At 41.9% G+C, this 21,004-nt stretch carries 16 protein-coding genes and 1 tRNA gene; 9 read left to right on the top strand and 8 right to left on the bottom strand.

Annotated features, from left to right (window positions below; all coding sequences use genetic code 11):
* Window positions 1–68: 68 nt before the first annotated feature.
* The 3 genes from B5F34_RS13945 to B5F34_RS13960 all read right to left on the bottom strand — a co-directional run bounded on the left by B5F34_RS13945 (window position 69) and on the right by B5F34_RS13960 (window position 3,061).
* Window positions 69–578, bottom strand: coding sequence for a low molecular weight protein-tyrosine-phosphatase (locus B5F34_RS13945; RefSeq protein WP_087340244.1), 510 nt, complete (start codon window positions 576–578; stop codon window positions 69–71).
* Window positions 579–770: 192 nt separating this feature from the next.
* Window positions 771–2,438, bottom strand: a complete 1,668-nt coding sequence (locus B5F34_RS13950) for a hypothetical protein (protein ID WP_087340246.1) — start codon at window positions 2,436–2,438, stop codon at window positions 771–773.
* Between the two features lie 359 nt (window positions 2,439–2,797).
* Complete coding sequence (locus B5F34_RS13960; protein WP_087340251.1) at window positions 2,798–3,061, bottom strand: hypothetical protein; 264 nt, start codon at window positions 3,059–3,061, stop codon at window positions 2,798–2,800.
* Between the two features lie 127 nt (window positions 3,062–3,188).
* Here B5F34_RS13960 and B5F34_RS13965 point away from each other — a divergent pair, with 127 nt between their 5' ends.
* The 7 genes from B5F34_RS13965 (at window position 3,189) to B5F34_RS13995 (ending at window position 9,783) form a co-directional block, all read left to right on the top strand.
* Window positions 3,189–3,518: an SH3 beta-barrel fold-containing protein gene (locus B5F34_RS13965; RefSeq protein WP_239448980.1), complete on the top strand. Its 330-nt coding sequence runs from the start codon at window positions 3,189–3,191 to the stop codon at window positions 3,516–3,518.
* A 172-nt stretch (window positions 3,519–3,690) separates the two neighbouring features.
* Entirely contained in the window at window positions 3,691–4,008 is a 318-nt protein-coding gene (locus tag B5F34_RS13970) for a hypothetical protein (RefSeq protein WP_087340253.1), read from the top strand.
* Window positions 4,009–4,118: 110 nt separating this feature from the next.
* Window positions 4,119–4,709, top strand: coding sequence for a tyrosine-type recombinase/integrase (locus B5F34_RS13975; protein ID WP_087340255.1), 591 nt, complete (start codon window positions 4,119–4,121; stop codon window positions 4,707–4,709).
* Window positions 4,710–5,096: 387 nt separating this feature from the next.
* The gene (locus tag B5F34_RS13980) at window positions 5,097–6,317 is read left to right on the top strand and encodes a hypothetical protein (protein ID WP_140393013.1); all 1,221 of its coding nucleotides are present in this window, start codon (window positions 5,097–5,099) and stop codon (window positions 6,315–6,317) included.
* Between the two features lie 34 nt (window positions 6,318–6,351).
* On the top strand, window positions 6,352–7,143 hold the full coding sequence (locus B5F34_RS13985; RefSeq protein ID WP_087340258.1) for a zinc ribbon domain-containing protein: 792 nt from the start codon (window positions 6,352–6,354) through the stop codon (window positions 7,141–7,143).
* Window positions 7,144–7,155: 12 nt separating this feature from the next.
* Complete coding sequence (locus B5F34_RS13990) at window positions 7,156–9,126, top strand: WG repeat-containing protein (RefSeq protein ID WP_087340260.1); 1,971 nt, start codon at window positions 7,156–7,158, stop codon at window positions 9,124–9,126.
* A gap of 141 nt (window positions 9,127–9,267) precedes the next feature.
* A complete protein-coding gene (locus B5F34_RS13995; protein ID WP_087340262.1) occupies window positions 9,268–9,783 on the top strand; it encodes a hypothetical protein in 516 nt (171 codons plus the stop codon).
* A 205-nt stretch (window positions 9,784–9,988) separates the two neighbouring features.
* Here B5F34_RS13995 and B5F34_RS14000 read toward each other — a convergent pair whose 3' ends face one another.
* The 3 genes from B5F34_RS14000 to B5F34_RS14010 form a co-directional block, all read right to left on the bottom strand.
* Window positions 9,989–11,566 (bottom strand): site-specific integrase, encoded by a 1,578-nt coding sequence (locus tag B5F34_RS14000; RefSeq protein WP_087340264.1) that lies wholly within the window; start codon window positions 11,564–11,566, stop codon window positions 9,989–9,991.
* Window positions 11,567–11,847: 281 nt separating this feature from the next.
* Window positions 11,848–14,313, bottom strand: coding sequence for a primosomal protein N' (gene priA / locus B5F34_RS14005; protein WP_087340266.1), 2,466 nt, complete (start codon window positions 14,311–14,313; stop codon window positions 11,848–11,850).
* A gap of 145 nt (window positions 14,314–14,458) precedes the next feature.
* Window positions 14,459–15,010, bottom strand: a complete 552-nt coding sequence (locus B5F34_RS14010) for a porin family protein (RefSeq protein ID WP_087340296.1) — start codon at window positions 15,008–15,010, stop codon at window positions 14,459–14,461.
* 201 nt (window positions 15,011–15,211) lie between these two features.
* Here B5F34_RS14010 and B5F34_RS14015 point away from each other — a divergent pair.
* Window positions 15,212–15,298: transfer RNA gene (locus tag B5F34_RS14015), tRNA-Ser, on the top strand.
* A 227-nt stretch (window positions 15,299–15,525) separates the two neighbouring features.
* Here the strand turns inward: B5F34_RS14015 and B5F34_RS14020 are convergent.
* On the bottom strand, window positions 15,526–17,133 hold the full coding sequence (locus tag B5F34_RS14020) for a DUF4595 domain-containing protein (protein ID WP_087340267.1): 1,608 nt from the start codon (window positions 17,131–17,133) through the stop codon (window positions 15,526–15,528).
* Window positions 17,134–17,761: 628 nt separating this feature from the next.
* Between B5F34_RS14020 and B5F34_RS14025 the strand changes: the two genes are divergently transcribed.
* Window positions 17,762–20,206: a helicase-related protein gene (locus tag B5F34_RS14025; RefSeq protein ID WP_087340269.1), complete on the top strand. Its 2,445-nt coding sequence runs from the start codon at window positions 17,762–17,764 to the stop codon at window positions 20,204–20,206.
* Between the two features lie 50 nt (window positions 20,207–20,256).
* On the opposite strand, the gene B5F34_RS14030 is transcribed toward B5F34_RS14025, so the two are convergent.
* Window positions 20,257–20,751: a GNAT family N-acetyltransferase gene (locus B5F34_RS14030; RefSeq protein WP_087340272.1), complete on the bottom strand. Its 495-nt coding sequence runs from the start codon at window positions 20,749–20,751 to the stop codon at window positions 20,257–20,259.
* Window positions 20,752–21,004: the final 253 nt, after the last annotated feature.

Consider the following 21,004-nt stretch of genomic DNA (forward strand, 5'->3'; position numbering starts at 1 on the left):
CAGGCTCCTTAGGGCTTGGAAGTAACGTCCCCAGCTACTTCCCTGAAAGGACACGCCCCATACCGCGTTCATGCACCCTGCCCGTTCAGCCGTGCCAGCAGACCGGCACAAGCATCCTCCAGCAGGTCGAGCACGTACTCAAATCCTTCGCTACCACCGTAATACGGGTCTGGTACATGGTCGGCATACGGGTGAGAGGTGCAGAAATCGGTCATTCGTCTCAACTTGTTCCACTCTACCGGCGAGGGAGCCCGCTCACGCAGGTCGTCCATATTGCGTGCGTCCATACCGATGATAAGGTCGAAGTGGAAGAAATCATCTGTTGTCACCGGACGCGAACGGTGCGTCAACTCATAGCCGCGCCGCACAGCGTGGGCACGCATCCGGGCATCGGGCAACTCACCGCGATGGTAGGACAGAATGCCAGCCGAATCTATCTCAAACTCTCCCGCCAGTCCGGCTTCTTCCACCAGACGGCGCATCACTCCCTCGGCAGCCGATGAACGGCAGATATTGCCGAGGCAGACAAAAAGTATTTTGTATTTCTTATTATAATTCAATGAGTTATATTCTTTCATACATGTTCAGTTTACATTGTGGTTTACAATATATTATTGCTATAAACAACATTGTTCCATTAGCTCATTGCAAAAGTAATAAATAAAAATCGTAATAAGGTAGGTATCCTCGCTTTCAGTATAGAATGTTTGGTATTGAACTATTATGAAGCATTCGTTACTTGTACGTTTCACAAAAATTATATGGAAATTTTATATATGTAACGGATGAAGCATAAGTTGTCCATCCTTATCTATATAAAAATCATAATCCCCGTTTCCTATATTTTTGAGCAAAGAAATTGCATCCTCATCGCCTTCTTGGGCTAATCCTTTAAGTTGCAGCACATAATCGGTAATGAGGCCTTTGAGCAACCTGTTTTGTTCCATGAGTTTTTCCATACATTCTTTGCCATAGTAGTCAACCGATATGTCGGGGTGCAATCCATATTTCCGATACACGGCTGTCATTACCTGTTTAACGACTTCTTCCGTACACTTTTCATTCTGTTTCACATCCAACACAACAATGGCATCATGAATCGAAATAACCTTGAATTTCTTGGCATACAACTCGACTAAGATTTTACCGAATAATTCACTCTCTATCTTCATCATATCATTTGCGAGCTTTGTACGGTTTTCCCTCTTGGAATCAAGCACAACTTTATAGACATTAGGAAAATCCTTTGCAAACATCTTGGCGTATTCCTTGCCTCTTGCTGTCAGTTTCTTGCTATAAAAGACCTCTCTAAACATCAAGACCTTAATATCAGAGCGAAGCAAATTTTTCTCGTTTACCATTTCATCTGGTATGGCAACATTCCAAAATAGACCCATTGAAGTCAAGTACATATAGTATAACACATCTATTGGGATGGATTTTATATTTTCTTTCTCTACATTGTTTGTTATCAATGTTTTGCGTAGTAATCGCCTAACATTATGAGATTCTACATTGGACGTATATATTTGCTCGTATATTGGGTAAATCCTATCCATCAAAGAAGTGGAAATATCATAGTATGACATTAGGATAGAGTTAAATAATAAAGGATGAGAGTTATGTATGTCTAACGAACATCTAATATTAAGGAAAGGTTTAAGCAATCTTGGCGTAGATGTAGCTATGGAGTAAATTCTCTTGTTATCATCTATGGAAGTAATGTGAAAATCACCATCCAAATATCTATCTATCACCCTAACATAGTATTCGTTGGATTTATCTGTTGGAAATATGTGTGAAGTGACAAATGAAACAGCTTCATCTACATATTGAAGTTTAAGATATTTGAGGCTGTCATTATAGCGAGAATATAAGTAATCATTTTCAAGCCTTTGTTTGTTGTCTTGTTCTTCTTTGGTTTGATATGGCAATAGGCATTTGTTAAGTTTGTCATCATAGTCTGATAGATATGAAGAAGGACGCAAGGTATATGTAAATCTTACGTTTGGTGAGAAATAATATCCGTATGTCTTTTCAGCCAATGAGTAATAGCCATCAGAATACAATATACCCATCTTAAAGAGATTATCTAACATCTTCCTATAATCCTTGCCAAAGACATTTTGAAGTACAGAAGAATGAAGATAGGCTATACCGTTATCATTATTAAGAGTACGTTTAATAATTGTATGTATAAAAAACTCATATTTCTTTGCCAATAAGTTTTCACGCTTTACAACGGTTTTCTTTTCCGCTTTAGGCTCATCACAATCAGCCATTGAAGCATTAGGCAACTGTATCTTGGGCATAATGGTAGGAGCGGATTTAGAATATAATCCGTATGTGTTTTCTGCCTTTACATAATGGCTTACTATTTCACCAATGGAATAATCTTTAAAAACCCATATTTTCTTTGTGTAGAGAGATTTTTTCATTCGAGCGTGATATTTATTATTAAATAGGTGATAGTTCAATAAAGTTCAAATAGAAATGGCCAAGAGACATAGTAGAAAAGTGTCTGATGCGACAAAATTCAAAATGAGCATCGCGAAACAAGGAAGAAAGAATCCTATGTTTGGCAAGCAACATAAGAAAGAAACTAAGGAAAAGATTAGCAAGGCGTTAACCGAGTATTGGCGCACTTTACCCCTTAATTTATAATTTAAGGCATAAGTGCCTATATTTCCAACTTCAACGCAAGTAAATTTCATATAATCAATTAGTTATGCGAGTAATACACGAATTATAGATTCTCTAAAACAAACACATATTACCGTTGCTCGTTTATCTGTTATCATCTTTTTTTCGGTTTAGTTATTATATAGCCTTGCCTTATAACACATTTATCCGTTGTTATAGTACCCATCTTAGATAGATTATTCTTTGTCTTATAATATGAAATGCCTAATTCATCTTCCGTAAAGTCATCAAACAGCCGTGAAATACTGCCGTAATACAAGTGCTTGTCTCCTATTTGGAGATGCACTACTTTTCGCTCTTGTTTCTTCTTTCCTTCCATAGTTTCAATGATATTGAGAACAAAGATAATCTTTTTCATTCATATATTGCATATATGCCTATACTTTAGTTTTCTTTAGCTGTAGATATTTGGCTATTATTTAATATATGCCTATATTTGCAGTGGGTAAAGGAAATAAATCATTCACAATTAAACAAATAAAGTTATGATACAAGCAATCGTAGTTAAAGGCACAACAGCAGTAAGGGCAACAGTAATCGCCAACCGCACAAAGTCGGATGAGTTGGGTATAATAAAAGCGATGATGATTGAAACGCTTAAAACAAAGCTCCAAAATGGTATCGCACATTTCACGTTTATAAAGAAGAACGGAGAACTAAGGGAATGTTGGGGAACAACCCAATCCAACCTTGCAAAGGCCAAGACAAACGGCAACGGTGAAAGTCGTGAGAACTATTGCACAACAGCCTTTTATGACGTAGAAAAAGGAGCTTGGAGAAGTTTTCGGTGGGAATCTTTGGTTGAAGTATTTTAATTCAAGTATTAAGGGTGTCAGCAAATGGCATCCTTTTTTATTTTGTTGGCTGTCAAGCAATAAAACGTTATACTTTAGCATACTTTAGATCGTATAATTTGGCTATTATTTAATATATGCCTATCTTTGTGGTGTAAATAAAAAACGAAAGTAACAATAAAAACTTAAAGATATGGCAACAGTAGAAATCATAAATAAGGCATTAGCAACGATGAACAATCACGATTGGTATTGGATGATGGCTGATTATTCACACCCTGCAATGGATTATGCAAGAGGAAATATGAGGTATTTTGTTGAGCTTGTTGCCTCAATTAAGAATTCTACTATTGAAAATGCCTTGCGTGAACTTTGGATTGCAACTTATGACTACATTCACGCTAATATGTGGAGTAAAGACGAAAAGGCAAGCAAACTTTACGAAACAAAGAAAGCAGAATTGATGGCAATAATCCTGCCATCAGAAAGTGGTCAAATGATGGCTGCATAACAATATTCACTTTCTCCACAATTTTGAATATGCGTTGAAAATAAGCAACTTACACACGACAAAACAATAAAGATATTCAGAAACAGGAAATAATAAGTAAATTTAAATATATGAAACAAGCAATTCTCAAATATCAGACAAGTGATTATTTAGAATGGGACACGGCTATGAGTCTTATCCGTAAACTGTTTAAAGATAGAAATTACCGTATGTCACTCCTTGTTGGTTGTGGGTGTTTCTTTGGGCTGCGTATCAGCGACATTCTAACATTGACTTGGTCTATGTTGCTGAATGATGATAAATTTACTATCAACGAGAAAAAGACAAACAAACGCAGGGTTGTGAAAATCAATGCGGACTTCCAACAGCATATCCGCAAATGCCATGACGCTTTACACATCAAAAATGATAATGAAAAGTGCTTTTTGTCTCAAAAAAAAGTAGTGTATAGCACGCAAAGAATCAATATATTATTTAAGGAAATTAAGAAAAAATACAATCTAAAGATTGAACATTTTTCAACACATTCAATGCGCAAAACATTTGGTAGAAAGGTGTTTGAGTCAGCAGGTGAGAATGCTAACATGGCGTTGATGAGATTATCAGAGTTATTCAATCATAGTAATGTGTCTGTTACTAAAATATATTTGGGCATAAGAGAAAAAGAATTGTTAGAAACGTATGATTTGCTTGATTTTTAGGCGTTAGCACATTTATTTTGAAGATTTGAGCGTTCTTCTCTGAAAATTAGCTATCTTTGTGACGTACTTAGCGCAAAGCGAGTACAGACATATTGAAGAAAGCGCATTTTCGCTTTATCTCGTTGATGTGAAACTTGGACACTTTCACAAAGATTGTTAGTCGAGATATTGTGAGAAGGACGCTCTCTTGGGTTGTATTCGTACATCACGAAATACATCCAAGTGGGGCTGTTCATTCTCCTTATTCTACTAACAAGGGAGTCCAAGCCCTCACATCAATGAATGAGGCAGAGTGACGGCCTCGCTTTTCTTCTTATGCCTCAAAGTCTAAATAATAAAAGAATTCGCATCGCAGGGCCATAGATGCAACTAAATTATTATTGCATTATGGCTGAAAGAATATGTGATGCCAAATACACTTTCTTTGGCGAATTATGTAAGAAAAGTTTAAGGTTGTTAGCCTTAGTATTTTTGTCATTAACAGCAATGATGACATTTGCTCAACAAAGCAACTACTTAAATCGTACAAACCCGAAAGGTGAGAAATTTACTGAGGCTCAAATTAAATCACTGAGGGAACGGTTAAAACAAGCAGGATGCAGATTTGGATCATATAATGGGCATAACTATTGGTGGACTCAAATTAAGTGGAAAGAAACGGCAAGCGCTGTTTCTGAAAGGACAAAGATACCAGTAGATACATTGTATATATTAGCGGAAATTGGCGCAAGAGACCAACTCATATCTCAGTATAAGGAGGATGCATATAAACACATTGAAACTTACGATAAAATACTCAATGATTTTTTCATTCACCCCAATGACATAACAGGTGCTTCTAATTATATACTTGCATTTCCCAATGAGCCGAATATTATTGTACCTATATTAAAGACAAAGGAAGAACAAATTTTTGACAATCTTGTATTTTCGGATAATTTAAAGACTTATACAGGTGAATTTGAGATGACGGGGTTCGCCTTTGGCCCAGCTAATATAGTATCGTTAGTGGGTACAGCTAATTACCAATATAAGGATGCTCCAGATGGCAGTAGAATATTCGAGGGTAAATTCTCGTTTGATCAAGGTGATACTGGCCGTAAGGCAAAAGCAGCAGGATTTTTTATAAATGATAAACAAGTGGGAAAATGGACATGGGATTATCCTATACGAAATGACGCTTATGATAGAGACATTGATTTTCATTGTGAAATAATTTTCAACGAGAACGGAATTCCTGATGGCGATTTTGATATTTACATAGGGAAAGTATCTAAAACAAACGGAGCATATAAACGTAGTTATTATAGTGGAACATTTAAAAATGGGAAATTAGTCTCAGTCAGATTTAAAGACCGCAATTTAATTTGGTGTCAGGGGCAATATGGTCTAAATGGGAAACCTCAAGGGACTTGGCGTATGGGAGAAGAAGGTAGTCATAATATTACAATAACATACGATGATTACGGGAATGTTAAAAAATCAGGTTATAGAGATGATAGTACAGGTGATTGGATTGTAGCAACATCTGATTATCCAAATAAACTTTATTCACAGGTTGTTGAGATGATAAGATGGGGATATTGTTTTCGGTCAACTTCTTTCTAGTTAGTATATACTCAATAGTTAATGATTGAATAATATGGCACTAATTAAATGCAGTGAATGTGGACATGAAATTTCGGATAAGGCTACATCATGCCCTAATTGTGGATGTCCAATAGACAAAAAAGTTGCATGCAAAGAATGTGGTTATGAGATGTCTGCAACAGATACAGTGTGTCCTAATTGTGGATATCCAAATGAAAATGAGGTTCATAAACTTAAACAGCAAGAAAATCCATTATCTCAAAAACGGAATGGCATAAATAAGAACTATTTAACTGTCATTACAATACTAATCATTATAGGATTGGTCGTATACATCTTTATTGCTAATAATCAGTTTCCAACAGAGACAAAGAAAGGAGATGTTCAAGACTCTGTTGAAAATGCAGAAGAGTATGATAAAGATAAAATATTAAAAAAAGTTATTGGAACTTATACCTTTGATTATGCCCAAAGTGGAAGGTTTCATTGTGCGCCCATTGTAGTACTGCCTGATGGAAGATGTGTTATTCTCTATCAAACATTGGGAGGCGATATCACCTCTAAATTAATAGGTACAGTTTTTATCTTATCAGATAACGTATTTACATTATCGAATGGAGAATCATTTGTGTCTGATCTCAAAACGTATGTTTATAGAAATGGCGTTGAAGATTGTACGGGAAGTACTTATCAATGGAAATGGAATTATTATGATAATTTAGTTTTTGATTTGAATGAAATGAGACTTTACCATAGTCTTAAGGAATATAAAAACAGAGATGTTTCAGAAGCAGAATTTGCGAAAATAACCAATCATACTTCTTCAACGAGTCTTAACCAATAAATAAATCATATTATGGCACTGATAAAATGTAAAAGTTGTGGGCAAATGGTATCGGATAGAGCCGAGAAATGCCCTAAATGTGGTTATCCTGTACGTTTGTCGATGGAGCAACAAGAAGAAACGGAGAAAAAAGAAACTATCAAAAATGTTCAGCCTCGACAGAAGAACAGTAAAAAAGGCATTCTAATAGCGGCTGTAGTTGTTGTGGTTATCGGTTGTGGTATATTTGCTATTCTCAACGGCCAACAGCAAGACAAACGTTCAGAAATTACAGAGCAATTTGCAAATAATGTCCAGAAATATGAAAAACTAAACAACTTTCATGAAGGACTTGCTGCTGTTCAACATAATGGTTTATGGGGGTATATAGATAAAGAAGGCAATGAAGTAATACCTTGCCAATATGAAAGTGCGGAAGATTTTAACAATTCACGTGCTATTGTTTCAAAAGGCGGGCTGTATGGTTGCATTGACACTAAAGGAAATGAAGTCGTACCTTTTGAATACGGATGGATTCATCATTATACAGATTATTTCACTGTTAATAAGGACTATAAGAACATACATGGTTGTGGCTACCTCGATAATGAGGGAAAAGAAATTGCTCCTTGCATATATTCGGCAATTTCTTCCTTTTCTGATGGTTTGTCACGAGTGAGAAAAGATGACTTATATGGCTTTATTGATAAACAAGGAAAAGAAGTTATCCCTTGCAAATATGAATATGCAGAGGTGTTTTCAGATGGATTAGCCTTAATTGAAAGAGAGGGATTATATGGCTTTATTGATAAGCAAGGTAATGAAGTGATTCCTTGCAAATTTACATACGCTCATTCTTTCTCTGAAGGTTTGGCTGCTGTTCAAATAGCCGATGCTGATGGCATATCAAAGGTTGGGTACATTGATTCTAAAGGTAATGAAACGATTCATTGTATCTATAACGTGGCAGACGGTATGCATCCTTTTAGTAAAGGAATTGCCGTTGTAATGGATGAACAAGGTTTCTTGGGAGGCGTTGATGCTAGGGGCAAGGAGATATTACCATTTGTTTATGGTGATATACAAGTGTTTGATAATGTAATAGTCACACGGGAAGCAACTTCTCAATCATATAGGCTGCTTGATAAAACAGGAAATGAAATCTCGACTTCCGTGTATGATGCCATTTATCCATCAGATAGCGGGTTGATAATTGTTGTTAAAGACGGGAAATCAGGTTTTATAAATCAAGAGGGAAAAGAGGTCATTCCACTTACGTTTGATGCTTATTTTGATGAATATTCAGATGCAGGTTGGGTAGCAGGATGTAACCCTTTTGTAGAAGGAGTTTCTATTGTTAGATTGAATGGCAAATATGGAGCAATAGACGAACAGGGAAATGAGATTGTCCCGTACATTTATGATGAAATTTGGGACTTTTCAGAAGGATTCGCCGTTGCTAAAATTGGTGATAAGTGGGGATATATTGATACAAAAGGAAATGGTACTTTCTCGCAAGTTGAAATTACAGCAGCTAAACAAAATGCAGTAACAGCCAATGTAGAAACAAAGAACATAAATTCTCAGGAAGAAGAAACTGAAGAAGTGTCAGAACAGCCCAAAGAAATAATTATTACTATGAATGCCCATAGTGATGCTTCTGGTGCAATGTCTAATTTGAGTGGAAGTTATGGCGTATATCAACGGCAATATAATATTCTGAGGACGAACCCTATAAGTGTGCCTGAAGGAAAGGTGTGGATATTTAAGCAATTTGTCAATAACAGCACAGTCCGTATTTTCAAGTCAAAATCATTTATAACTGCTTTAGATGATGGATATATTCCTGAGATATCAGAAAGGCATTTATTGGATAATATGAATGAATCTTTTACATTCATTGGAGGTGCATCAATTCAAGGATATATTGAAATTAGTCCATACCCCAATGGTGGTGATATTGCAGTAGAATTCCATTTCATAGAAAGAAATATAGGAGAATAAATTGTATAGTAATGTAAATATATAGAGAAGGTTGGTCAATCACGACAAATCTTTCCTTTTCGCTATATTACAAAAGTGAACTATATTCACTTTCATAACATCAACAAAGGCATTTAAAAACAATAAAAAAAATAACTGATTATGAAAAAGTATCTTTTTCAATTCGTGGTGACTTTATTTGCCATTACGTCTTTCACTCTCGTTGCTTGCAGTGACGATGATGATGACCCAACAAACAACAATGGTAGAAATAGCATTGAGATTAACGGTGTGAGCTACAATCTATCCGCTTTCAGCTTTATGGGTGATTGGAATGAAACGCTAAGGAAAGGCGATTTCACTGTTGCTGTTGACAATGAGAGCAACGGAGTTATAAATGTGGATTATTACACATTTTCCTACCACAATGCAACGTGTCCTCAAGTTGGCGATGATTTCGCCGAAATGGATTTAGCCCTTACCCCTTTAATTGAAGAGGAAGAAGGCTCAATCATAGATCTAGAGGATTCTTTTAAGTATGTGTCAGGAACAGCAGTAGTAACTAACACAAATCCAAGTGAGAGCGAGATTACTGTCAATTTTGACAATCTAAGCATGAGCAATGGTAACAGTTCCTACACATTCAAGGGAACTGCAACATTGATGTTCGAGTATTAAGCACGGAAAAATATCATTCATAAGCATCAACAGTCTTACGATTGTTGGTGCTTTTTATTTAATGTTATATTCAAAAACAATCAGAAGTGAATATTTGAATTTTGCGTAAGTTGTTGATATATTGTATTATACGTAACATTTTCGGATATTAAGCCTCTACAAACATTCATTTTCCTTTATAAGATAAGGATTTTGAATGTTTTTATCAATGCTCATCCATAAATCGCCACCAATTCTCAAGCATCTTCAATGTATCAAATTCTCCTTTTTCTTCCAATTCCTTTCTTGTTTTGTTCCTTTGTGCTTGCTTTTGCTTCTCTGTAATCCTTAAAAAATCCTCTTGGCCTGTTATTAGTGCTTTCTCGTTAGCCTTGTAAATGTTCTCTATGTCAAACTCTTTCAGATAGGTTTCTATTTCAGCAGGATTGCGCCCCATATTTTGTGCAATTAAACCCATTGGCACATTTGCATGATAAAGAGCCGAAGCGTAACTATGTCTTGCAGAATAAAAAGTTATTCCCTCTGCAAATCCTAAGCGTTTGGCAATGCGTTTTAGATTGACGTTTACCAAATAATTCATATAGGTCATACGACCAAATTTCTTTTCTTCCGTATCATCGTCTTTATCGAAAATCGGAAACAAATAATCTTCTAATTCGTCCTCATCCAAATCATCGCCATCATCAATATAACTTCCAAACGGATTTAAGTACGGTATAAGATAACGAGCATCTACAATAACTCTTGTTGGATGTGTCGTTTTATGCCTCGTTATATTTATTTCATAGCATAACAATTTTCTTAAATGAGACATGGCATAATCGTAGTCATGTTCTGCCGAATCTTTCACAAACTTATCTCTGTCTGTTACTTGAATTAAATGTATATCTTTCTTTTTCAAATTGGCAAGATCAATAAGTGCCATTCCTTGAAAATGATAACTGCAAAGGAATAAAGCGAGAGAAAATTGTTCGGCATTGATAGGGGTTAATTTATTTGTCCCTCTTAATTTAAACTTTTGATTAACCCAATATTGCTTTTCTTCAAGCTCGCCGTACACATCATTATTTTCTATCCCCAATTTACCGTATCTTTCAAGATAGTACACCATCAAAGAAGTTATCTCCTGCAATGTCAACGCTCGTTTCCTTGTTTGACAATTCAGCTTCTTACTAAACTGAAAAGTCGTAAACGGAGTTTCTTTAATATACTCCTTAGTTATGGCATAGTTGAAGATAGCTTGGAAACAATCATAGAACTTTCGGATGGAATTATCAGCATAGTGGCAACGCAGATATTCTTCAAACGACCGAAGCCAATTTGTTGTCACCTCAAACAACTCTAAATCCTTGCCGTTGGTGTATTTCTTTATTCTGTTAAGTAAAGTCAGATATCCTGTGGCTGTATTATATTTGCCTTTTTCTACTTTGAAAAACTCAATTCGTTCTTCAAACAAAGAAAATAAAGTTAGCCTTGTAGGTGCTGTTTTCTGTAAATCTGAAACTATCGTTGAGGCAGAGTAATCCGCTTTGCCTTCCAAAGACAAAACATAGTTCTGTGCGTCGGCCAATTCTTTGGTGATAATAGTATTAAGGCTGTTTGCACGTTTGCCTTTTACACGCTGTTTGTCATCGCTCCACTCTTGAGGCTTGCAAGATATGCCCATACTTTTATACTTGCGTTTGCCATTGTAGCATACGCGCAGCATAATAGGATGCTCACCATTGGCAAGCGTCTTGGAAGTATAAAGTATCGCTGAAATCGTGGGCAGATTACGTTTCATATCCTTGTATTTTAGTTTACCTTGTGGTTTACATTTTATAGCGTAAAACCCGCATTTGGTTTACATTGCAAAGATATAAAATAAATCTGAACTTCCTTTATTTCAGCGATATATAAATTATTTATATTTTTCTATTTATTCCCCAGGCAGACAAAAAGTATTCTCTTCATAACAGTAAACTATTAATAATGAAAGGCAAATGATTACCGGTAGCCACCACATCACACGTCACACAGCCGTGCCACACGCAGTCTATTGCCAGAAATCATTAACCACTGTAATCACATCGGGTCTACATCGTAATACACCATTGCTCCCTTGAAACGCGGGTCTTCCTGCACGGCCTTCTGTACATCAATCAGCAGACTGCGCACGCGAGCCACAGGCGCACTATTCTCCACCTTCAACACAATTTTGCGGATGAAGAGCGTCTGTATGCGCGCCACAGGCGGTTTGTCCGGTCCCAGCACCCGTTGTCTGAAAAGGGCACGCAGACGGGCGGCCATGTCCTGCGCCATCTGTTCGAGCACGTCTTCGCGCCGATGCTTCAGGTAGACATAAATAAGACGGTAATAAGGCGGATAGTGAAAAGCCTGCCGCTCTGTCAACTGCCCTTCGGCCATGCCTTCGTAGTCGTTCTGGATGACCTGCGCAATGATGGGATGCCCTACGCTCTTGGTCTGCAAGATGACACGCCCGCGGGTCTCCCGTCTGCCAGCACGTCCCGCCACCTGTGCCATCAGCTGAAAAGCCCGCTCGTAGGCCCGGAAGTCGGGATAATTGAGCAGCGTATCGGCATTGAGTATGCCTACTACGCTCACCCGGTCGAAATCCAGTCCCTTCGATACCATCTGCGTTCCGATAAGGATGTCGGTACGCCCCTGCTGGAAGTCATCGATGATACGTTCATAGGCTGTACGTGTACGTGTAGTGTCCAGATCCATGCGAGCCACACGGGCTTCGGGAAAGACGGCTCGGATGTCGTCTTCAATCTTCTCCGTACCGAACCCATGCGGGCGCAAGTCTACTCCTTCGCAAGCAGGACATCGGCGCGGCACCGGCTCGGTATATCCACAGTAATGGCACGTCAGCAGGTTCAATCCCTTATGATAGGTCAGACTGACGTCACAGTTCTTACACTTGGGCACCCAGCCGCAGGTATGGCACTCCACCAGAGGAGCAAAGCCACGTCGGTTCTGGAAGAGTATGACCTGTTCTTTCTTCTGCAATGCCTCACGGACATATTGCAACAGCAAGGGCGAGAAATGTCCATTCATCCGTTTCTTGTGCATCAATTCCCTAATATCCACGGGAATTATCTCAGGCAGGCAGACGGCACGGTGACGCTCCATCAGATCCACCCGCCCGTATTTACCGGTCTGCGCATTGTGCCAGCTCTCCAGACTGGGCGTAGCCGTCCCCAACAGTGTCCTGGCTCCGTAGAGGGAAGCCAAAACGATGGCAGCATTGCGCGCATGGTAGCGCGGGGCCGGATCCTGCTGCTTGTAGGTGGTTTCGTGTTCTTCGTCCACAATCACCAGGCCCAACTTCTGAAAGGGCAGGAACACCGAAGAGCGCACACCCAGGATGACACCATAGGGGTTGTCCGACAACTGGCGCTGCCAGATTTCCACCCGCTCTGCATCGGGAAACTTAGAATGATAAATGCCCAGCCGTTCGCCGAACACCCGCTTCAGGCGTTCCGTTATCTGCGTGGTCAAGGCGATTTCGGGCAAGAGATAGAGCACTTGTTCGCCCCGCTCCAGAGCATCTTTAATCAGATGAATATAAATCTCAGTCTTCCCGCTGGAGGTCACGCCATAAAGCAAACACACCTTCTTGCTGCTGAAAGAAGTGCGGATGGCCTCATAAGCTTGCTGCTGGGGGGTAGACAACGCATGGGGAAGCTCCAGTCCACCTGTCGGCAAGTGTCTGTCCAGCCTGCCCACTTCAGCCTGATAAACCTGAAAGATCCCCCGCTCCACCAGTCCGTTAAAGACGCCTGCCGTAGCCCCCGTGCGCTGCAACAGGTCGCGCTTAGCCACCGGACGTTCGTTGCCGCCCAGATGTCCAGACTGTTCCAAGTATTTCATCAGCAAGTCCAATTGTTTGGGTGCCCGCCGCTGTAACTCATCAAAGAAGATATGCAGCCGGTGTTCGTTGCAAGCATCAGGTGTCAGGCGCACCCGTGTCTCCGTCTTCGGTTTATAGGTGCGCTTCAGTTCTTCTTTCACAAAAATGGCTTCCCGGTCCAGCAGAGTATTGATGACCGGCAAAATGTTCTTCACCCCGCTCTCCTTCTCCAACTGCGTGACAGACTTCCCTTCTTCGGCCGACAGCAAGTCTAAGATACGTGTTTCCCGGTCGGACAATCGTTCTTCTGCTTCAAAATCAGGATTCAGCACTACTATGGTTTCGCTTTCCAACTTTAGTCCGGATGGAAGAGCCGCCTTGTAAACATCCCCCTGTGTGCAGAGATAATAATCGGCCAGCCATTCCCAGAACTTGAACTGTACGGGCAGCAGAATGGGGTGAATGTCCAAGACCGTCAGCACGTCCTTTACCTCGTATGCCGTCGGTTTAAGATAATGCACATTGCACACGATGCCCGTATAGAACTTTTTCCGTCCAAAAGGCACCACTACCCGACACCCCTGCTGCACCTCGCTCTCCAGAGACGGGGGCAAGGCGTAAGTAAAACAAGCCGCCAAGGGCAAAGGGAGTATAACATCTACAAACTTTTCCATGAAGGCACAAAGTTATAAATCCTACAGCAAATACCGCACATCAGACACGCAAAAAAACAAAGCAGACGCACCGACTGCCTACTCCAAAGAGTCGGGCAGCCGCCACGCCTGCACAAGTTTAATTACAAGTAGAAGTTATGTTTGTTTAGAAAAGATATGCCAGTGAAATCTGCCAGGTCTTGTCCTTACCCTTCAGGTCACCCCATTCAAAGTGGTCACCGATGGGAATATTGTAGTTCACGCCAATCTGCAGATGCTGTATCAATTTCACACCGGCACCCACATTGACACCGACCTGCGCCTTTTTCCTGTCAAATTCACCTTCGTCCTTGAAATCAAAGTAGAAATCGGGACCTGCGGCAATGAAGATGCCCAGCGTACTTCCCAGTCCGATGGTATATTTCAGGTTGACCGGTATGTCCAGCCCCATCTGTTTGGTAGCGTCATTGTCAGCCTTGACTCCCTTCTGCGAGAACAGCAGCGAAGCATCTACCCCCAGCCCTACGATAGGAATGGTTACTTCAGCCATCGGTCCGATAAAGAAGCCGGCCATTTTGTCTTTGTAGTTATCAAAGTCAATCTTAGTCATGTTCACACCGCCCTTGATACCCCACTTGATGAACTGTGCGCGGGCAGTTGTCGTAGCCATACACATGCAGCATACAGCTATCACCAGGATGCTAAAAATCTTCTTCATAATCATTCAATTTATAATTCGGGACAAATATAGACATTTTCTTTCAAAGTAAAACAAACTCCGTGCCCATTTGTTCAACAAGGTATCCGCATGTTATCTATTTCTCCTCTTTCCGCTCTTTTTTACTACCCCAAAAGAAAAAAATCACGAAAAGGCATACAACTTATCACAAAACGAATTACCTTTGCAACGCAAAAATCAGGAGAGATGCCGGAGTGGTCGATCGGGCCGCACTCGAAATGCGGTGAACGGGCAACTGTTCCCAGGGTTCGAATCCCTGTCTCTCCGCAAAAAAATTGTTTTTTAAGATTTGCAAATGAGCACCCGATTTCACATTCAAAATGTAAAGTCGGGTGTTTTGGCATTATCATTGACACTACCGGTTTCTGGCCAAATCCGTAACTAACCCCCACGGCAACATAGAGGTTCGACAAAACAATAGCGACTGCAACTAATAAATGCATAGTGACAGTCGCTATTATAGAAAAGAAAGGTTTAACACCTGTAGTTCTTACTTATTCCGCAAATGAGAAAAGTATTTCTTCCGTCCAATCGCTCTCACCATCATCTTTGGATAAGACCTTATCCGCTTCCCATTTATATTCTTCATACGGATGGTCATATCCATCAGAATGTATATATGACGATGCCACTAAATGTTTTGGAGATACACCGAGCAACCCTGCCCAATAGAGATATTTCAACTCTTCTAAGTCCATATCATAAATGTCATAGAAGAACATCAGGTTATTATCATTGGACATTTCTGAATAAGTAAAATTAGTAGTATGATTACGGTTCAGCCTGTCTACACAAACTAAATCCCCGTCAGTCCAAGTAAGCGAGTATTCTCTTTCTTCCCGACCTTCGTTCATATAGACAAGATGCCCTTCCTCATCATACTCACAAGTGGATTGGAAATCAAAACCACCATAATCATCATAATGTTTTGAATCAATACGTTCGGCAAATCCTAATTCGTTCAACCAAACATCATAGACATAGGACACACTTCCATCAGCGTATCTTACATCAGGGTCTGAAGCCGATTTATTCGGATTAAGATAATTATATTCGAACGTTATTCTATATTCGTCACTGCCACCGGATAGCACTTGAGTAAGGAAGCCATTCTCATAAATAAACTTGTCCAATCCGTGGTCATCCACTTCATCTACCAACTTCCCCGTAAAGACTCTTTCAACCGGAGTCTTGTCTGTGGGAACAGTTATATCTCCCTCTTCCCCATTGCTTTCTGACGGATTCTTCTCGACTAATTCCACTGTAGATTCATACCATTCATCTGTTTCATAATCCCTATAATACTCATAAATGGTAAGTTTGTTGTCAGACGAAAAATTTACAGTAAAATTGCCTTCTTCATCATCATTGTTCCATACGTTATCCCATGAATAGCGAATCTGGTGTTCGCCTTGGTTTTCCCATTTCCAAAAATGAGCTTCTATTTCATTGTCGTTATAGAAACTGAGGAATGTGCCTGACTTGGAGAACATAACCTCCGATATTACACCGTCGTAATCATTAGGAGTATAAGTGTCATCATATTCTCCATCGTATGAATCATACCCTTTCTCATGTATTTTCAGGACCTTCCATGTACGGCACAAAGCATTGGTCAATTCATCATCTCCCATTGTTTCAGCCTTCTTTACGGTGAGGTTCATTTCGTTTCCACTATCAGGCTTAATTGTGATGTCTGTAATTCCCTGACCACCGTCTGATTTCAGTTGTATGACACCGAATCCCTCTAAATTGAAAGACTCATTGTCGATTGGAGTATAAGTGCCATAGACTACATTGCCATACGTCACGGCTCTGCTTGCCGGGGATTTTCGGAAAAAAAGATTTTCTTTTTTCAATGAAGAAGCAGTATTACTGCTACTACGTTTGATGACGATATAGTCACCGCTTGCCCCCAGTTCAACACTTACATACGGAGAAGAACTGTCGGTGATTTCATATTTTCCACTGACTGATTCGTATTGGGGAGGATTCATATTGACAACAACATCTTCACTGTCGTCACTACAAGAAAAGAAACACGGAACTACCAACACGGTTAATAGTACCAAGAACGAAATTTTACAATACTTTTTCCACATAATTATTACTGTTTTAATTAATATTGAATTTGATTGTCTATAATCAAAATTCTGCAGATGGGATACAGTAATAATTATGTTTTAAGGGAAAGAGCCGTCCCATTACTTTCAATACATCGGATAAACTCTTTATCCCGTATCGAATTGCCAAGGTAATGTAATTCCCTTACCGGATGTCCGATTTTGCGGCGCAAAATTAATACCAATAACTTAATATAAGTCCGGTCATCCGTTAAATTATTCAAATCGCCATCATATTCCCTTATACACTGTATGGCACAATTCATCCTGCTTCTCTTTGTCATACGCTTCTCCCCGTCGTCAGAAAAGTTATGGTGAAGGATGCTGTCTTCACGCACCTTTTACGAACCCCTTTCGGCCTTTTGTGGAAAGGTATAACAAGTCGGCTCCTTATATAGACCGTGCCGCTCTTCAATACCTCGGCACTACGGACCGCTTTACGCGCAGTTGAAGCACGAGACAGCCGTCTGAAATGCGCAGTAGTTAGCGGATTGCAAAAAAGACAGCGTTTTCTGTCACGTATCTCAGTTTTTTCCCCTACTTTTACACCCGATTCCGGCGACAACCCAAGAAACAGCCGGAGCTCATTAAAACCCGATTAAGACAAATGACAACTACAGACTACGCAACAACACGTCCTCTGCCTCAGCTTAAGCCACGACGCTTGCCGGAGGCTTGCCGCGACTCGGTAAAGACGCTGATGAAAGAAGTGTATGGATACGATGAATTCCGCCACATAGAAATCTACGATGATTTGTTTCGCGGGAAAAACAAAATATGCATCTCGCAGGGGCAGCTGATAGAACATGTGCTGCGCGAAGCAGAAAAAGCCTGCGACGGTGACGCAGATGTGGACAATATTCTGATGACGGCTCCTACCGGCTCGGGCAAGTCGCTGCTGTTCCAGTTGCCGGCCATTTGGTTAGGACGGGAATACGGGCACCTCACGCTGGTGGTATCGCCGCTGAAAGCGCTCATCGTCGACCAGGTGGAGAGTTTGTTGGAAACGGGATACACACGTGTGGGGTATGCTTCGTCCGACCTCTCGCCCGAACAAAAGGCAGAGGTCTACCGGAAGGTGCGCGAAGGAGAAATCGACCTGTTCTACCTCTCGCCCGAACTGCTGCTGTCGTATGACATCCGGCACTTCACAGGCGACCGCCACATCGGAATGGTGGTAGTGGACGAAGCGCATACGGTGACAACCTGGGGCAAGGAGTTTCGTGTGGACTATTGGTTTCTGGGCCGTTACCTGCAAGGATTGAAAGATACATTAGGCTACGCCTTCCCGCTCTTTGCACTTACCGCCACGGCAGTCTGGAACCCGCAGGGCGACAACGACATGGTGTTCGAAACCATACGCTCGCTGCAAATGGAACCGTGCGTGCTTTATGTGGGCACGGTAAAACGGCGCAATATAGGCTTCGACATCAGGCAGATGGCTATCGAAGAAGGCGAGACCTACGACAAGGCCAAACAACAGGTGATTTCTGCCCGCATCGAGGACTACCTCGACGGACACAAGACGCTGCTCTACTATCCCTTTGCCGGAGGCATCGACATGCGCATCAAGTCGTGGGTCCGCGCGCAAAACTGGCACCTGGTGGCGTCGTACTACGGCAAGAAGGACCGTGAGGAGAAGGCACAGATTGTGCAGGACTTCAAGAGCGGCGAAAAGAGTCTTATCGTGGCCACCAAGGCATTCGGCATGGGAGTCGACATCAGCGACATCGACCGCGTGTATCACGTGGCTCCGTCGAGTACTTTTGTGGACTACATCCAGGAAATAGGACGCGCGGCGCGTGATGCCGATGTGCAAGGAGTGGCGGCTACCGACTTCCACGAGCGCGACTTTTACTACATGAAACGCCTGCATCAGCTGGGCAACATCGCGCAAGACCAACTGGCGCTTATCCTGAAGAAGCTCGTGGAGGTGTACCGCATGAAAGGGAGCAAACAGGAGATGCTCGTGTCGCTCTCGGATTTTGAGTTCATAGTGAAACTGCCGCGCACCAAAAACAAGTTAGAATATGAATCGGAACTGGGACAGTTCACCAAGACCGCCCTACTGTGGCTGGAAGACGACATTGCCCGGCGCTACGGCAGGCACCTGCTGGAGGTAAACCCGCGCAACCTGCTGACCGAAGGATATATACAAGACAAGACCGGACCCGACTTTGCCCGCCAGTATGCCCAATGGCTCACCCCGGTAGAAGGTACGGAAGGTGTCTATAAGGCCCGCCTGGAGAAACTGTGGGAAGAAGGATTCCCCGAACTGGGTTACAAGGAATTCAAGCAGAAGCTGAACAACGGCACCCTGCGCGAAGGGTCGCGTGCCGTATCGGTGGGCAAGCACGAGGTACTGCTCAAGGAAGATGCCGCTGACATACGCCGGAAACTCGATGCCCTCTTCAAGAGTCTGACCAACCTGATGAAGCTTGCCCTTGCCAAGAGCAAAGGCAAATTTGGAGAGGAAGCCCTGCGCGACATCTTTGCCGAACATCAGATGGACGTGCGCTCGGCCAAGCGGTTCATCGGCTCGCTACTGGAGAGCCGCACGGAAGAGGGGCGCAGCGTGAGCTACATCACCAGCGCGAAGAAGAAGGAGAGCAACGAACTGCTATTCACCGTCACGCGTGGCTTCGACCTGCTGCTCGGCCGCTACCAAAAGCTGTGCGCCCAGCGCATCGCGGGCAACCGGGGCGACAGGCTCACCTTCTACTGCACACCTTTCTCCGACCTCAACACGCTGCTCAACTTGCTGTCTATGCTGGGTTGCCTGTCGTTCAGTGTCGAAGGTGGGGGAATGCCTTGCGTGCTTATCCGCTTCAACGATCCGGACACATTGCAGGAACTGGCAGCTACGGACGACTACCGCAACCGCATCCTCGATACCAACGAACAGATTTTCCAGGAGCAGATAGAACTGTTCACGCTGTTCTTCGGCACGGACCGTTTGGACGATGCACAGCGTTGGGATTTTGTGGAGGATTATTTCACGGGCATGAGCGTGGAGAAACTGAAAGAAAAGTACGGCACGGCAGAGGAATAAACCAGACCGTTCGCAGAATCTGTTCATTTCTGCCGCCAGCGTCTCCAAAGTCACACCTTCTGGTAAGCCAACCGTTCGTCACCGTTGAGTAAATAGATGATGCCGCAATAGCGAAATCCGTGTTTGAGAAGGATATGCTGCATAATGCTATTGTCGCGGTGTGTGTCGGCCCGCAGGTTAGGTATTTGGGCATAACACCAGTCCAGGCAGGCAGCAGCCACCCCCGATGCGTCTTCGCGCCCTGCCAGGCGGTGAATGGTGGCGTAGGGATGTGTGTTGTCCAGCCACTCGCCCTCGTAGATGCGGGCATACGTAGGATCGTCTCCGGGGATGAAAGCAAAGGTGCCCACCGATCTTCCCGTTTCGTCCAGGCAAAGGTAGCTGTGGCCCCGGTGTATATCGCCAGCCACCACATTCTCAGACGGATAACTGCCCGTCCACTGTCGCAGGTTGCCGCTGCGGCGCATGATGCGTTTCCCGCTCTCGAAGAGCTGCATCAGCACGGGCAGGTCGGCCAGCGTGGATTGTCGTATCTGAATCGTCATTCTGTTTTCTTTAAATCAATGTGCAAAATTAAGTGGTACTAACTCTGTGTCTTCGTGAACATGAATTAACATCAAAACAAAAAGTGGGGATTTTTGTTTTCCTCACTTTGGTTGATTTTCCAGTTTGTTGTTCAATATGCTACGCCGATTTTCGACGTAATACTCGTCCTCGTTGAAGAAATTTATCCGTATTGATTATATATTAAATCGCAATCAGTGAAATTTGCGTAAACAAACCGCACCGTCTGAGACG

The organism is Mediterranea sp. An20 (assembly GCF_002160055.1).
GTDB lineage: Bacteria > Bacteroidota > Bacteroidia > Bacteroidales > Bacteroidaceae > Bacteroides > Bacteroides avicola.